General features: G+C 37.9%; 18 protein-coding genes and 1 pseudogene. 7 read left to right on the plus strand and 12 right to left on the minus strand.

The features are described 5' to 3' along the window. Positions 1–32 precede the first annotated feature (32 nt). Both kapD and Q5794_RS25400 read right to left on the minus strand, forming a co-directional pair. Positions 33–647 carry a 3'-5' exonuclease KapD gene (gene kapD / locus Q5794_RS25395; protein WP_013059607.1) on the minus strand — a complete coding sequence of 205 codons (615 nt, stop codon included), beginning with the start codon at positions 645–647 and terminating at the stop codon, positions 33–35. A 344-nt stretch (positions 648–991) separates the two neighbouring features. Next, positions 992–1,375, minus strand: a complete 384-nt coding sequence (locus Q5794_RS25400; protein WP_215054758.1) for a hotdog fold thioesterase — start codon at positions 1,373–1,375, stop codon at positions 992–994. Between the two features lie 106 nt (positions 1,376–1,481). Between Q5794_RS25400 and Q5794_RS25405 the strand changes: the two genes are divergently transcribed. From Q5794_RS25405 to Q5794_RS25415, 3 genes are all read left to right on the plus strand, one after another. Continuing rightward, positions 1,482–1,850, plus strand: a complete 369-nt coding sequence (locus tag Q5794_RS25405; protein ID WP_374988531.1) for a hypothetical protein — start codon at positions 1,482–1,484, stop codon at positions 1,848–1,850. Between the two features lie 176 nt (positions 1,851–2,026). After that, positions 2,027–2,563, plus strand: coding sequence for an HD domain-containing protein (locus Q5794_RS25410; RefSeq protein WP_192997185.1), 537 nt, complete (start codon positions 2,027–2,029; stop codon positions 2,561–2,563). A 116-nt stretch (positions 2,564–2,679) separates the two neighbouring features. After that, positions 2,680–2,871 carry a hypothetical protein gene (locus Q5794_RS25415; protein WP_013059611.1) on the plus strand — a complete coding sequence of 64 codons (192 nt, stop codon included), beginning with the start codon at positions 2,680–2,682 and terminating at the stop codon, positions 2,869–2,871. 54 nt (positions 2,872–2,925) lie between these two features. On the opposite strand, the pseudogene Q5794_RS25420 reads toward Q5794_RS25415, so the two are convergent. Beyond that, a pseudogene (locus tag Q5794_RS25420) lies at positions 2,926–4,241 on the minus strand (Na+/H+ antiporter family protein). A gap of 265 nt (positions 4,242–4,506) precedes the next feature. Then, on the minus strand, positions 4,507–6,000 hold the full coding sequence (locus Q5794_RS25425; protein WP_215054759.1) for a leucyl aminopeptidase: 1,494 nt from the start codon (positions 5,998–6,000) through the stop codon (positions 4,507–4,509). Between the two features lie 245 nt (positions 6,001–6,245). Here Q5794_RS25425 and Q5794_RS25430 point away from each other — a divergent pair, with 245 nt between their 5' ends. Beyond that, positions 6,246–6,722 carry a divergent PAP2 family protein gene (locus Q5794_RS25430; RefSeq protein WP_013059614.1) on the plus strand — a complete coding sequence of 159 codons (477 nt, stop codon included), beginning with the start codon at positions 6,246–6,248 and terminating at the stop codon, positions 6,720–6,722. A 42-nt stretch (positions 6,723–6,764) separates the two neighbouring features. Here the strand turns inward: Q5794_RS25430 and Q5794_RS25435 are convergent, their stop codons facing one another. From Q5794_RS25435 to Q5794_RS25445, 3 genes are all read right to left on the minus strand, one after another. After that, the gene (locus Q5794_RS25435; protein ID WP_013085320.1) at positions 6,765–7,412 is read right to left on the minus strand and encodes a 3D domain-containing protein; all 648 of its coding nucleotides are present in this window, start codon (positions 7,410–7,412) and stop codon (positions 6,765–6,767) included. A gap of 81 nt (positions 7,413–7,493) precedes the next feature. Beyond that, entirely contained in the window at positions 7,494–7,817 is a 324-nt protein-coding gene (locus tag Q5794_RS25440) for a YuiB family protein (RefSeq protein WP_215054760.1), read from the minus strand. Between the two features lie 122 nt (positions 7,818–7,939). Then, positions 7,940–9,154 carry an NAD(P)/FAD-dependent oxidoreductase gene (locus Q5794_RS25445; RefSeq protein WP_025752690.1) on the minus strand — a complete coding sequence of 405 codons (1,215 nt, stop codon included), beginning with the start codon at positions 9,152–9,154 and terminating at the stop codon, positions 7,940–7,942. A 493-nt stretch (positions 9,155–9,647) separates the two neighbouring features. On the opposite strand from Q5794_RS25445, the gene Q5794_RS25450 reads away from it, so the two are divergent. After that, positions 9,648–10,640, plus strand: coding sequence for an NAD(P)/FAD-dependent oxidoreductase (locus tag Q5794_RS25450; RefSeq protein ID WP_374988532.1), 993 nt, complete (start codon positions 9,648–9,650; stop codon positions 10,638–10,640). A gap of 27 nt (positions 10,641–10,667) precedes the next feature. On the opposite strand, the gene Q5794_RS25455 is transcribed toward Q5794_RS25450, so the two are convergent. The 4 genes from Q5794_RS25455 to Q5794_RS25470 all read right to left on the minus strand — a co-directional run bounded on the left by Q5794_RS25455 (position 10,668) and on the right by Q5794_RS25470 (position 13,174). Then, positions 10,668–11,186, minus strand: a complete 519-nt coding sequence (locus tag Q5794_RS25455; RefSeq protein ID WP_374988533.1) for a hypothetical protein — start codon at positions 11,184–11,186, stop codon at positions 10,668–10,670. A 150-nt stretch (positions 11,187–11,336) separates the two neighbouring features. Then, complete coding sequence (locus Q5794_RS25460; RefSeq protein WP_013059620.1) at positions 11,337–11,702, minus strand: iron-sulfur cluster assembly accessory protein; 366 nt, start codon at positions 11,700–11,702, stop codon at positions 11,337–11,339. 75 nt (positions 11,703–11,777) lie between these two features. Beyond that, positions 11,778–12,632 (minus strand): diaminopimelate epimerase, encoded by an 855-nt coding sequence (dapF, locus tag Q5794_RS25465; protein WP_374988534.1) that lies wholly within the window; start codon positions 12,630–12,632, stop codon positions 11,778–11,780. Positions 12,633–12,934: 302 nt separating this feature from the next. Beyond that, entirely contained in the window at positions 12,935–13,174 is a 240-nt protein-coding gene (locus tag Q5794_RS25470) for a YuzB family protein (protein ID WP_013059622.1), read from the minus strand. Between the two features lie 382 nt (positions 13,175–13,556). On the opposite strand from Q5794_RS25470, the gene Q5794_RS25475 reads away from it, so the two are divergent. Beyond that, positions 13,557–14,621 (plus strand): NAD(P)/FAD-dependent oxidoreductase, encoded by a 1,065-nt coding sequence (locus tag Q5794_RS25475; RefSeq protein ID WP_013085326.1) that lies wholly within the window; start codon positions 13,557–13,559, stop codon positions 14,619–14,621. Positions 14,622–14,664: 43 nt separating this feature from the next. On the opposite strand, the gene Q5794_RS25480 is transcribed toward Q5794_RS25475, so the two are convergent. Then, a complete protein-coding gene (locus Q5794_RS25480; RefSeq protein ID WP_057239787.1) occupies positions 14,665–14,991 on the minus strand; it encodes a YuzD family protein in 327 nt (108 codons plus the stop codon). A gap of 193 nt (positions 14,992–15,184) precedes the next feature. Here Q5794_RS25480 and Q5794_RS25485 point away from each other — a divergent pair, with 193 nt between their 5' ends. Next, positions 15,185–15,415, plus strand: coding sequence for a NifU family protein (locus tag Q5794_RS25485; RefSeq protein WP_013059625.1), 231 nt, complete (start codon positions 15,185–15,187; stop codon positions 15,413–15,415). The last annotated feature ends 50 nt before the right edge of the window (positions 15,416–15,465 follow it).

The following is a 15,465-nucleotide window of genomic DNA, read 5'->3' on the forward strand; positions in this document are numbered from 1 at the left end:
AAAGCCAAATTCACGTAGAAGTGATTTGGCTTTTATAATGCAAATTTATTTAATACTTTTGAAAAATCGATTCGATCTCCTATGGTCGTTGGCTCTGGTTTTTGAAGGTACCGCTTATCTTTTTCTACAAGCTTAAAGATGTTGAGTGTCGTCATCGCATCATCAAGCGCGCAGTGGTGCTTTCCAGTTCCTTCTTTACCATACTCTTGCACAGCTTTCCAAAGGCCAGTTTGATTTTGATCTCCAAAAAAGCGCTTATACTCCATTGATAGATCAATTTCTTTACCTGCAAAAGGAAATGGCACCTTATTTTTTTGACAGCATTGCCTTAATACTTTCATATCCATGTTCCCCCACGTAATGATCGTGCTGTGTTTATACATGCCCAGTCGCTGTACAAGCTGCTCTAGCGTAATGCCTTCATTTACTTGATTTTGTTCGATATGGAGAAATGATTTACAGCGCTCAGTTAATTTTGTAAAGTGTGTAGGCTGTACGTAAGAGGAGAAACGATCAATGATTTCTTGATTTTTAACAAATACCAAACCAACTTCAATGATTTCCGGAAAAAAGCCTTTTGGAAAACCCTTATACTCTGGCATTGTAAATTCAAAATCAATGAATAAATACTGAGAGTTCTTATCCAATATTATCACCCCTTTGTAAAATAAACCGCCCTACTATATTAATGCTATTATAGCACGATTGAACAATCGGAAGGTCTATTTTCTGTTCTTATTTTTAATATTATGAATATTCTAGTTGCTGAATAAAAAGAATACTTTACTACTACTATATTCTAGAGCATGTCTCCATGCGCAGGGTAACTGTCACGAATAGACATAATTTCGCTTATTTTTTCACCTATTTTTTCACTTTTTTATGTATCCGCTCTTCCAAATTCTCTTTAAACTCTAACACGAGTGTGTGAGGTGGCTCCTTCTGACTCCAAAAGCATACCTCACACCTTCTAGACTAAGCATTCTTATGTTTAAGCTTTAGGCAGAATAGCAAGCGTACATCTGGATATACAGATTAAATTCTCTTCTTCATCTTGAATTTTCACTTCCCAAACCGCTGTTTTTTTTCCTTTATGTAAAGGAACGCCTATAGCTGTAACGATTCCGTCTTTTTTCCCTTTGATATGATTGGCATTAATTTCCAAACCTACACAAATTTCTTTTTCGAGATCGACACTTTTAATGGCACCTAGACTAGCCACAGTTTCAGCTAACGCCACCGATGCTCCTCCGTGTAAAAGCCCAAATGGCTGACGCGTTCGCTCATCAACAGGCATCGTCGCTTCCACTTTTTCTTCACTCGCACTAATAATCTCAATTCCTAATGCTTCTAACAGCGTATCTTTTGTTTTCATATCCATACCTCCCTTTGTATCTAGTATACAATAACGTTTTTGCTACAACATATACGAACCCTTTACATATACATAATAAAAATCCGTTTTCTAGGAGGTTTCTTATATGAAATCATTTGCTCCCTTGTCTTACTATTGGCCATCGTACTACATGCCTCACCCTTATACATACAGGGTACCTAACTTACCTGAGGCGGACATCGCTACATTTCAGCAATCTCTTAAAGTTATTCCCTCTACCATGCAAAGCGCTACTATCTTTATTAAAAGAGCTAATACTTCGCCAAATTTAATAAAAAAAATAAAAGCTGCTGCTCAAGAATCCAAAATGAGTGAAGTAAAAAGACTCATTCTTTCCACTGGTGTTAAGACAAAAATCGATGTTTTTTATACCCCAGACTATATTAAAATTACGTTTATTCATCCTGATAACCAATTTGACTGCTGTCACGTATCGTTAAATATCAGATGGTAAAATACAAGGAAAAAAGTCTTATTTTCTTCAAAAAAAGATGTACATGTTGTTTCGTTCCGAATATTATAATATATGCCATTTTTGTATGTAAAAACAAATTACACGATAATTGTATTTAGGATACAAATATGATATTGTATTTGGAAATATATTTTTTCTTTAGGAGGGATGACATGATGAGACATGTTACACTAGTAGAAATTTTCACGCATCCTATCGCTCAAAAATATTTAACTCGCTCTGGCGTTGCGCATGCTGTATCCGTTGCCTATCATGCGTTTCGTCTATCTGTACAGCATAATGTAAACCCCGATTTAGCTACAAAAGCAGCGCTGCTTCATGATATTGGCCACTACGAATGGTACACAAATGGTCAGTGGGATTATGAGAAGTATCGTCAAAATGATATTCACGCTATTAAAGGTGCTGAACGTGCACATAAATTACTCATTCGTTTAGGTGAGGAACCTCAGGCGGCAAAAGAAATTGCCTTAGCTATTTTACTACACACAGACTCATATTTGCCTGAAGGAACAATTCAACAACGCCCTCTTCAAAGAGTAGTCAAACTAGCTGATGAAGCTGACGAAGAGCCAGGCGGCAAACACCATTACCGTGAAATGGAATATAATCTGGCTGTAAAGAAAATTAAGGAGCTTGATAAGAAAGTGCTTGAACTTCTACATTCCAACCAATTTAAACAGTTAGGCTGACAGGATTAACTCCTTTCATAAGAGTTAATCCTTTTTATTATTTCTCCTCATAATTCCCTGCAAATTACTCATACTACTTATTGATTCTCATTTTTGGTTAGTTAGGAGGAAGAAGAATGTCTAAAAACGCTAGAGGTTACGTGCAAGATTCTTGTACATCATTAAATCAGGCAAAAGCAAGCCTTGAACAAGCTCTTCAAACAGTAGAGAAAGATTCAAATCGTGAACGTATTGAACAATCTCTTCAGGCTGTAGAGCAAGCATTAGGAGCTTGTGACAGCACTGCTTCTACTCTTTCTCAAGCATGACAAAAAAGCAGCCGGTTTTGACCGGCTGCTTTTTTGTCATTATAGGTCCTCTATTTACAAGATAACTGCGGCAATCCACCCAAAAATAATGAGTGGAATGTTATAGTGAAGAAAAGTTGGTACACACGTATCCCAAATATGATCATGCTGACGATCGACTGCTAATCCAGATGTTGGTCCAAGCGTACTGTCTGAAGCTGGTGAACCAGCTTCTCCAAGCGATCCCGCTGTACCAACAATACAAATCGTTGCCATTGGACTCATACCAAGTTCTAAGCAAAGAGGAACAAAAATCGTCGCGATAATTGGAATGGTAGAGAAAGAAGAACCAATGCCCATTGTGACTAAAAGCCCGATGACAAGCATAAGAAATGCACCGAGCATTTGGTTTCCGCCAATAAGAGCAACAGAGCCTTCTACAAGCGCTTCTACATCTCCAGTTTCTTGAAGAACTTTTGCAAAACCAGAGGCTGACAGCATAACAAATCCGATGAAAGCCATCATTCTCATTCCGTTCGTTAATACTGGATCTGCTTCGTTCCACTTCAAAGCCCCGCTGAAGTAAACGACAACAACCCCTGCAAGCGCTCCGAAAATCATAGAATCTACTAAGAGCTGCACAGTTAAAGCCGCTACAATCGCAAGTAAAGCTACTATAATTCCTCTTGTTGTGTAACCTGTACGCTCCTGCCTTGATCAATGTCAATGTCTTCATAACTGCGCGGCTTGCGGTACGAAATAAACACAGCAAACAATAAGCCCGCTACCATTCCTAAAGCTGGAAGAGCCATCGCCGTGGTAATATCTCCTTTATCAATTGTTAATCCACTTTCTTTGATGTTAGTAAATAAAATGTCGTGATAAATCTTACCGAATCCTGCCGGCAAATACATATAAGGTGTAACCAATCCAAATGTAATAACTGTTGCGACTAATCGGCGATCGATTTTTAACTGATTAAATACTTTTAATAGAGGTGGAATTAAAAGCGGAATAAATGCAATGTGAACCGGAATAACGTTTTGAGAAAAACATGAAATAATAAGGATGATCAGTAAAATCAGTACTTTTGACAGTGACTTCTTTTTTGTTTCTCCTTCTTTCCCTACTATTTTTAACGCTAGCTGAACAACGGCATCAGGCAGCCCTGTCCGCGAAACAGCCATTGCAAATCCTCCAAGCAAAGCATAGCTTAATGCAACAGAAGCACTGTTTCCAAGACCATCTGTGTATATACTTACTGTATCTGTGAGGCTGATACCGCCAACAAGTCCTCCAATTAGCGCTCCGACTGCTAAAGAAAAGACAACGTTGATACGCAATAAGCTCAAAATCAGCATCACGAGCACAGCTATTAATACTGCATTCATTTTGAAACCTCCATTTTTCTTTCTACTTTATCTAATTAAAGCATTAGAGAGATAAACAACATGTTCATTATATTAGGTATAGAAAAAAAGTCAATCATCTTACTAAATAAACGTTTGTTTAACTTCTCTACACCCTTAACAATATAAGGATTTTTCTAAATAAACTTTCTTACTAAAAAGAAAAAACATTATGTAAGCATATTAAAAAAGAAGCATCATCGATGCTTCTTTTTACGTTTCTTTCTATCACTGCTATATTTTTTCATTAATTGGCTTCAAATGAACAAACCATTACAGCTAGTGTTCGCACCATCACGCCTGTTGCACCTGAAGGTCCTAACTCATGAGAAGCAGCGGATGTTGCAGTTCCAGCAATATCCAAGTGAACCCATGGTGTTTGCTCTGCAAACTCACCAATAAAGGTTCCTGCCATAATTGCATGCCCCTCCCGTCCAGGAGAGTTATTTAAATCTGCTACCTTACTTCCCTGAACACGCTTTTTGTCTCGTTCTGTAATAGGCAGCTCCCAAATCGGTTCGCCTGTCTCAATGCTCGCTTTCGCTATTTGCTGCAATAAAGCAGAATCATTCGTCATTGCCCCAGTTGTATGTGTACCAAGAGCTACAATTACACCACCCGTTAATGTCGCCACGTCTACTAAATAATTTGCTCCGTGGTGTTTGGCATAGGAGATACCATCAGCTAACGCTAAACGCCCTTCAGCATCTGTATTCAGTACTTCTATTGTCTTTCCATTCATTGCTGTAATTACGTCATCTGGCTTAAAAGCACGCGCGCTAATAACGTTGTCAGTTGATGGAATGACAGCTACTACGTTTTGATGAGGTTTTAATTCTCCGATCGCTTCCATTGCACCAAGAACAGATGCAGCTCCGCCCATATCTGTTTTCATACCTACAATCCCGTCTTTAGATTTAATAGAGTAACCACCTGTGTCAAAGGTAATCCCTTTTCCTACCAACCCAATAACGTCTTCCCATTTTTCTTTTCCTTGATATTTCAGGACAATCATTTTAGGAGGCTCTGCGGAACCTTGATTGACTGCTAACAGTGCGCCCATTCCCAATGTTTCCATCTCTTCTTTTTCTAAAATTTCATATTCAAAACCATATGTATGTGCCATTTCTACTGCATAATTAGCTAAATCTGTAGCCGTTAGCATATTGCTTGGTAAGTTAACAAGGGTGCGCGCTGAGTTTGTTGCTTTTCCATACGTATATCCAACCAAAGCAGATTGTACAACGTCTTTATAAAAAGAAAACAGTTCAATTTTCTCAAGCTGCTTGTCAGGTTCGTTTGATTTCTTTTTGTAGTTTTCAAACTCGTACATAGCGAGCTGTTGAGCTTCTCCTAATAAAGCTGCAGTTTCTTGCTCTGACCACGCTCCTGTATCAAATGTAGAAAGGGCGACCGATGCGTTTGAAATCTTCGCTTCTTTTAACTTTTTAAATAACAGCCCAAAGCTCTCTTTGAGTCCATTTTTAGTTAGCGCTCGCTTTCGTCCGAGTCCCACAAAATAAAGACGTTTTGCTCCTAATTTTCCTAGTGTATGAATCGTTGATGTACGTTTTTCTTGTACACGTATATCCCCTTCTTTAATCAAATGAATGAGCTGTCCACCTAAAGCTTCATCAATTTCTTTTAGAAGGCCTTCAAATTGTTGGTTTTGATTAAATAACCCGATTACGAGCGCTTCTGTTTGATGATCAACACCAAATGTTTCTACATGCGAAAACATAAAATTCCTCCCTTTTACGTATAGAGATTTTATTTTTATTTATCATCTGCTTTGTTTAATCTATTCAGCAAGTGGAATATATATCATATTCACCACTGTTTTCATCTATATACATATGATAGCAGAAATACAATTTTTAATCACAGTTCAAAAACCTTAGTTTCACACATATACTTTCATCTACCGCTTTTTTCATCATACGGGTTTAGCTTTTCAGACATTTTAAGTTGAGGGAGGACATCTCAATGGATTTATTCTCAAATTTTCCACTTTGGAGTTCATTAATCGCTATTTTCTTTGCTCAATTTATTAAGATTCCCCTTTCTTTTGTAGCTACTAAGAAAATAGACGGCAGCTTATTTTTTAGTACGGGAGGCATGCCAAGCTCTCACTCCGCAGCAGTAACTTCCTTAGCAACTGCCATTGGGCTAGCAGAAGGTCTTAAATCCCCCATTTTTGCTCTCTCCGCTATTTTTGCCATTATTGTCATGTTCGATGCTAAAGGAGTAAGAAGACACGCAGGAGAGCAAGCAACGGTTTTAAATCGTTTGGTTGAAGACTTTCAGCGCGCGGTAAAAGAGGCAAAGCTGTGGACGACCAATGAAGAAGACGAAAAACAAGTGAAGCTAAAAGAGCTGCTTGGACATAAGCCTATTGAAGTTTTCTTTGGAGCCTTAACAGGGATAGCAGTTGCTTTTGTAACGTATTATGTATGGCCATAAAACATAAGAAAACACATGAAGAATTCTTCATGTGTTTCTCGTTTATTTTACCTGCTGGCGAAAAACCTGCATCGACTTCTTTTCATTCAGCATTGTTAACTCTTCTTCAGTTAAGCGGCCGTCCCCTGATTTCACTACATAGACGTTTAATTCTTTTTTACCCCATATGTTGTACACATCGGAAACAGTCTCAAAATATAAATCAAGATGATTGCCTTTAATAGCCCCACCTTTATCTGCTACCACTCCATAGCCATAGCCCGGAATAAACAAGATCGTGCCGATTGGAAATATGGTTAAATCAGCAGCGATGGTGGAATACAAGTCACGTTTTACTTTAACGCCCGAATATGTAATACCATACCCTGGATGATTGGGATTTTTCCCAGTTGATTCGTAACCAGCTGTGTAACCCGTAGCCAATACATTCTTAGTTGGATAACGCGACCAATCAAATGCTTCTTCAATCGTCAGACGCTCTTTGTCATTGCTAGCCGCTTCAGCTCTTAGTGGTTTTAGAAATGATGGCAAGAGCCTTTCATTCATTAGAGGATGCCCTGTACTGTTTATAAAAGGCATATATTTGATGACTGTAGTTATTGGGACGCCGGTAATTGCTTCATATGTTGTAAACAGCGCTCCGACCAGTAGTAGGCACATAATGAATCGCTTTGCTATTTTTCCAATCATTGTGATTTCCACAACTCCTCTCACGAATCTATTTGTTTCCAACATAAAAACAAATTATTCGTTTGCGAGAAGAATTTACATTTAAAACATTTGGTACCCTCTTGTTCGTAAAGATTTAATGGTAATGCCTGAAGCTAGTGCACCTATAAAACCAGCCATTAAAATCGCAATGTCAGCTGTGGCTAAAGATAGCACTATTGTCCCTAGCTGCTGAAAGGAGTGAGCGGGATGTTGAATGTAATCAACCGCTCTTACATCATCAATAATAAAAATAAAAATCACGGGATAAATAATGGCCATAATCCAAGACATGCGAAGCAGCATATTCAATAAGAAACCGATTCCAAAAAACAAAACAAAAAACAACAAGATGGAGATAATTAGTACAGGCACACTCATTTCCATTGCTTTTCGCCTCCGTTACTCTTTATACTCTCAGTTTACTTAAGAGTAATGAAGGCGTCAATCACAGAAAAGTAAGTTAATACCAAAAAAGCAAAAGGCTTAAAGACCTTTTGCTTTTTGTTTTAAAAGAAATTAAATTTTCCTTTTTTCAATACAAGACCTGCTCCGCCTTGAAGGAAAAGTGAGCGATTATCAACAACTTTTTTCATAAAAGATGCGCTTGAACCAAATAGTTTTCGACCATATACAACGCCAATTGCGTCATCATGCCCTAACGAACATACTGTTCCTTTAATATCTGGTTTGAACTCGCTTAATTCTTTTTGACCTTTCATCAAACGGCTAATATTTTCAGCGCAGGTACCGCCTTGCTGCATAGCAATTTGAGCTGTTGGCGGATAAGGACGTTCTGTTTCAGGGTTAATCATTAGTGAACAATCTCCAATAACAAACACATCTTCATGCCCTGGTGCCAGCAAGCTATTGCTTACTTTTACACGTCCGCGCATGTTCTCAAATCCAGCTTTTTCAATGACATGACTGCCTCGAACACCCGCAGCCCATACAACTGTTGCTGATTTGATTTCTTCTACTTGGTCATCTTTTGATACAATAATTCCTTCTTCTGTACACTCTTTAATCGCTGTTCCGATCTTGAACTCGATTCCTTTTCGTTCTAGTTGTGTTACCGCATATTCTACAAGTTCTGGATCAAAACCTGGCAAAGCCGTAGGCGCTGCTTCTACACAAATAACGCGTACTTTTTCACGCGGAATATCAAACTCTTTGCAAAGCTGAGGGACTCGATTTGCTAATTCTCCCACAAATTCAATGCCGGTAAAGCCAGCACCCCCAACAATAATTGTGAGAAGTTCGTCTCTTTTTTCCACTTCATTGTTGTACGTCGCAAACACATAATCAATATGCTCACGAATTTGACGTGCTGCATTAATGCTCGTAATGGTAAATGCATGTTCTTTTAAACCTTTAATTCCGAAAGTTTCTGCTTCATACCCTAAAGCAACAACTAAATAATCGTAAGTTAGCTCACTGTTTTCAAGAAGAACACGCTTTTCATCTAACTTAATATCTACGACCGTGTCTTTGATAAATGTAACCTTATTTGTGTTAATTAAATTTTTAACAGGAACACGAGAGCGATCTTGATGAATTGTACCTGCTGATACTTCATGAAGCCATGTCGTTTCGTAATGGTAATCGTTTTTATTTACCAAAACAATTTCCGCATCACTAGCACCCAGTTTCTTTTGTAAATTAACAATTGTCATAATGCCGCCATACCCGGCACCCAAAATGACGATTTTAGGCTTTTTCATAGGAATGTCATCCACCTTTTTTAGTTATAGTCACAAGTATGTCTTACAAATATAATGATAAGAGCAATTTTATTTGGTTTGCTTTTTTATGTTAGTTTGAGCAAGAACGATCATCGCTATCCATTTATTATTCATATAAGAAAAATAATGTGAATCACTTCACGTTCTTTTTTAAAAAAATACATTTTTTCTTTTTCAAAAAAATGTAAGCATAAGTCCTAGCTTGATTTACACAAACATCTTATGCTTTTTTAATCGGTTTTTCAACCCTTTACTTTGTATTTACAAGCTTTTAAATTTTCAATTACTTTCCTGTATACCCAGTTTTATATTTGACCAAAACGTGTGGTTATGTTAATGATTACAAATACTGATCTTTAAGTTGAGAAAGTTTCTCAAACATTCCAGCGTGTTTTAATGATATTTTATAATTTACTATGCTATCATAAAGTAGAATATGCATTGGCACAGAACAATCTAGAGGTGATTATAAATGAAAGAAGATAAACAAGTATATGATATTACCATCATCGGAGGCGGCCCTACAGGCTTATTTACAGCATTTTATGGCGGTATGCGTCAAGCGAGCGTAAAAATTATTGAAAGCTTACCACAGCTTGGTGGACAGCTTTCTGCTTTATATCCTGAAAAATATATTTATGACGTAGCTGGTTTTCCAAAAGTACGCGCTCAAGAATTAGTCAATAACCTAAAAGAGCAAATGGATCAATTTAAACCTGCAGTTGCGCTAGAGCAAGCCGTAGAAAAGGTAGAAAAACAAGCGGACGGCGTATTTCGATTAACTACTAATTCTGAAGTCCACTATTCAAAAACAATTATTATTACGGCTGGAAACGGTGCATTTAAGCCCCGTAAAATCGAGCTAGAAAACGCAGAACAGTTCGAGCAAACGAATCTTCATTATTTTGTGGATGATATGAATAAATTCAAAGGCCGCAAAGTATTAGTATGCGGGGGCGGGGATTCTGCTGTAGACTGGTCTCTTATGTTAGAGCCGATCGCAGAAAAAGTAACGTTAACGCATCGCCGAGACAAGTTCCGCGCTCATGAACACAGCGTAGAAAACTTGCATAATTCATCAGTTGATATTAAAACACCATATGTACCGGTTGAATTTATTGGAGATGACCGTATTACACAAGTTGTGTTAGAAAATACAAAAGGTGAAGAAAAGACAGTAGTAGACGTAGATGATGTTATTGTAAACTTTGGATTTGTTTCTTCTCTAGGTCCAATTAAAGAATGGGACTTAGATTTAGAGAAAAATGCAATTGTTGTTAACTCAAAGCAAGAAACAAATATTCCTGGTATCTATGTAGCAGGTGATGTCTGCACATATGATGGAAAAGTAAAACTCATCGTGGCAGGATTTGGCGAAGGTCCGACTGCCGTTAATAACGCTAAAGCATACATTGATCCAAAGGCTCGCTTACAGCCTATGCACAGTACGTCAATGTTCTCATAAAAAAAGCAGGCTCTCGCCTGCTTTTTTTCATTGCTGGATTGGTGTAACCATTCGATGGATGATTTCACTCATCATTTCTGCATCACTGCTTATTAAACAGATTTCATAAAAGGAATGGTTTCCTTCTTGACTAGTTACGCTCATTCTGTAGGCCTTCAAACCTTCGAGCTTGCTTAAATATTTTACTACCTCTGATTGACCGACAATACGTTCAATCAGCAGAATATGCTCTCCTTCAACTCCTCCGTAGCTTTCAGCCAGAGATGCATTAGCATTTTCATAATAGCGAATATAAGGTTCAGAATGGTTAAGAGGCGCAGAGGACGAGTTTTGATGACAGGCTTCACCTGAGGAAAAAGGCAAATGTTGAACAAATAAATGCGATTCACTGAAGTGAATACTTTTTGCATCCTTAGACTCCATTTTGCTACTTTCAAGTTTTAACCAGTTTATAACCCCCTTCCATAGAATAGGCAGGGTATTTTTTTTACGAAAACTTCCGTAACCTCCTACTTGTTCCGCTTCGTAACGAGTCGCATCTATCAAATCCGTTCATCTCCTCTTTTTTATTGAGTATAAGAAAAGACTGATTATTCAGTCAACAAGTTTGGCAGATGATGTAACATACAAAAATTTCTCACTAAAAAAGCTTTCTTCACCAGATGAGGTGAAGAAAGCTTCTTGATAAACATATATTTAGCACTCTTCAGGAGCACCTGCGTTGCTTGCTGTACGGAAAGAAGAGCCGCAGCCGCATGCTGCAATGGCGTTTGGGTTATCAATTGTAAACCCTCCGCCTAGCATAGATTGCTTGTAATCAATTTTTACATCTTTTAAAATTGGAGCACTTTCGCTATCTACAAGAATTTTAATACCATGTTGTTCAAACAGCGTATCGTTTTCATTTACTTCGTGTGCAAAACCCATACCGTAAGAAAGACCTGAACAGCCTCCTCCATTTACATTAACACGTAAATAAGCATTTTCTTCTTCATGTTCTTTCATCATATCTTTTATTTGAAAGCTTGCAGCTTCTGTAATTGTTAGGATATCTTGACTCATTTTTAAACAGACCTCCTTTTTTGTTTAGTATACGACGAAATGGCTGTGACGACAAATCGTCTGCTTCTTCATTTTTTAATAATAATACGTGCCGTCACAAATCACATTGGCTGGACCTGTCATTAATACATTGCCTTTATTTTGCCAAACAATCGTTAAATCTCCTCCAGCGAGGCGTACGACGGTAGGAACATCTTTTTTCGCCTTCTCATTTAACACAGACGAAACAACAGCAGCGCATGCTCCTGTTCCACATGCTTGAGTGATACCCGAACCTCTTTCCCATACACGAAAGTTCAGCTCTCTTTCGTTCACTACCTCGACAAATTCAACGTTCACTCCTTCTGGAAAACGCGAATCTTTTTCAACCACGGGTCCTAATGTAGTAAGAGGCGCTTGTTCAATATCATTTACGTAAAAGACGACGTGAGGATTTCCCATTGATACAGCCGTCCCTTTTAACCGTTCTTTTCCAAATTCCATCTCTTCATTAACGACCTGGTCTTGGCTTGCTCCCGTCATTGGAATTTGTTCTCTAGCTAAAATAGGCGCTCCCATATCAATTGTCACTTCTGGAACTTCATTTCCCTGCGGATGCACCGTTGCTTCTACAACTCCGGAAAGCGTTTCGATAAAAAATCTTTCGCTTGTTACTAAATTATGTTCATATGCATATTTAGCTACACATCTTAAACCGTTTCCGCAGTTTTTTGCTTCCGAGCCGTCATTATTAAATACGCGCATTTTCACATCTGCACGTTCAGATGGACAAATAAGAATCATTCCATCCGATCCAATTCCCGTATAAACATTTGAGACTTTTACAGCAAGCGGTGCTAACTCTTGCTCTTCTATATGTTCTTCAAACATATTTACGTAGATATAGTTGTTGCCAAGTGCATGCATTTTTGTAAACTGAAATTTTTTCATATTATCACCCATTATTTTTTTATGTAGCTCTAGTATAAAGTGATTCTCTTTTGTACACAATAATATCATCCCCCGTTTTTTTAGCTCCTTAATCATAAAGATTAAGGGGTTTTTTATTTTGTCCTCCTTTAGAGTATTAAAAAACAAAAGAAGCATTATGATTGTAAAAAGGATGGTTAAAGCACAGATATTTGCGCAAAAACGCATAAAAAAGCACGGCAAGACTAGCCGTGCTTACATCATCTATTCTATTAGCCTCATGTCCCTCTTCTGATAAAAAGAGATACGACAGCGGGGATAGTTTAAAACATTGGGTTTTCTTCTAAATGAATGTAAATATTATCTACTAACTGTTCAGGTGTTTCCGCTGTAACAATCTCTCCGTTTACCAAAGCAAATAAAGATTGTGAACATTTCCCGCAATAACCTAAACATCCGTATTCAATAATATCTAGATTTGGATCTTTTTCAAGCTTTTCTAAAGCTGTTTGAGAACCACTGGCTAAATTGCTAACGCAAAATTCAATAATTGGCTGTATCACGTTTTTCACCTCTCTACTATTAGTTTATCCTATCTCCTTTCATTTTCAACGTCAACTTTGGAAATTCACGTTCATTTTGCTCACGCTTTTTAGCTTCACAGACTTTTTCAACAAAACGTATAAATAAAGCTTTATTACAGGGATAGCTTGAAATTATGTTGAAACATATTGTGGTTTTTTATTAATTTAGTTATACTTTTATGTATAGAAAACCAAACGAGGTTATATTAAATTATTATTTAAGTAAAATATGTTATCTTATATAGCCTTTCATATCTTTTTGGCAACCATCCTTATTAACGGTAATTTGTACTCTCCTATTCTTAAAAGCAAGAATAATAGAGAGAAAACAAAAATGCATGAAGCTAAAGGGGAAATTCACATGAAGAACCTTGTCATACTGGGCGGCGGATACGGTGGTATGCGCGTTTTGCAGCGCCTTTTTCCGAATCAATTGCCTAACGATGTAGAAGTAACGCTTATTGACAAAGCACCTTATCACTCACTAAAAACTGAATTCTATGCACTTGCAGCTGGAACAATCTCTGATCAGCATGTTCGTGTTGCTTTTCCTGAACACCCTCGCTTAAAAATTCGCTACGGCTGTGTAAAACGCATAGACCTGAAAGAGAAATGCGTCTATGTGGATGATCAAATGATCGCTTACGATGATCTAATTGTAGGACTCGGATGCGAAGATAAATATCATGGAGTTCCCGGAGCTCTTGAGCATACATACAGCATTCAATCCATTGATGCTTCACGAGCAACTTATCAGACATTAAACAACTTGCCGGCTCACGCTACTGTTTCAATTGTAGGAGCTGGATTAAGCGGAGTAGAACTAGCAAGCGAGCTAAGAGAAAGCCGCCCGGATTTAAAAATCATCTTATTTGACCGCGGTAAATTAATTTTATCTGCTTTCCCAGAACGTTTAAGTAATTACGTTCAAACTTGGTTTACTTCAAACGGTGTTGAAATCGTAAATAGTGCTAATATTACAAAAGTAGAACCGAACATTCTTTATAATCATGATGAGCCCATTCAAAGCGATGCAATCGTATGGACAGCAGGTATCCAGCCAAATAAAGTGGTACGCGATTTAGACGTAGAAAAAGATCCTCAAGGACGCGTCGTATTAACAAAATACCATAACTTGCCTGACGATGAAAATGTCTACATTTTAGGTGATTGTGCAAGCCTACCGCATGCACCAAGTGCTCAGCTTGCAGAAGGTCAGGCTGAACAAATTGTGCAAGTACTTCTTCACCGCTGGAAAGGCGAAGCGCTTCCAGATGAATTGCCAACTATTAAATTAAAAGGCATACTTGGTTCATTAGGCAAAAAGCATGGATTTGGCTTAGTTGCCGAACGTCCAATTACAGGACGCGTAGCTCGATTATTAAAATCAGGTATTCTTTGGATGTATAAACACCATAGTGGATAAAATAAAAGCCGTTAGATGACTGACAATCTAACGGCTTTTTTCATTATGATGCGCAGAAACCATACTTCTCCATTTCCTCAAATACGCGCTTTAATTTCGGATTGCCTTCCCCAACAATTTCTCCATTAATAACCACTACAGGATAGAATAAATCTTCTTCAATCACACGCTTGGCAAAGGCTGCTTTTTTCGGATCCGTATGCGGCTCGTTTATATCTACATATGTGATAGCAAACGGTTGGTTCGGATATTTGCGAGAAATCGCTGCCTCTAGCCAATCATAGGTGTCTTTTGAAGACGGCAGATTAACACAGCTTGCACAAACAATTTCAGCTCCATAAATACACACTTCTACCTCAGTTGATTGCATAGCACATCCCCCTTGAATCTTTACATACAAACTGTACGATTATTCACACTTTTACTTCATTATGAATACTATTTTACACAAAACTGATTCATTGCACATCTTTTTCTTTTAAGGTAACATTACGATGTATACTCCGATAGATTTTTCATGAAAGACCGTTTATAATAAGAGTAGAAGAAAGGAGTCGATAGTTATGTCAGAAATGCACGAGCAAGTTCAAGAAGTATTAGAAAAACTTCGTCCGTTTTTACTTCGCGACGGTGGAGACTGTGAGCTAGTAGACGTAGAGGATGGTATTGTAAAGTTACGTCTTTTAGGCGCTTGCGGAAGCTGCCCAAGTTCAACAATCACGCTAAAAGCTGGTATCGAACGTGCCCTTTTAGAAGAAGTACCTGGTGTAGTTGAAGTAGAACAAGTATTCTAATCTCTTTGATTTTATTATAAAAGCAACCTCCCATTTTATTGGGGCTTGCG

This window comes from Priestia megaterium (assembly GCF_041941685.1).
GTDB lineage: Bacteria > Bacillota > Bacilli > Bacillales > Bacillaceae_H > Priestia > Priestia megaterium_C.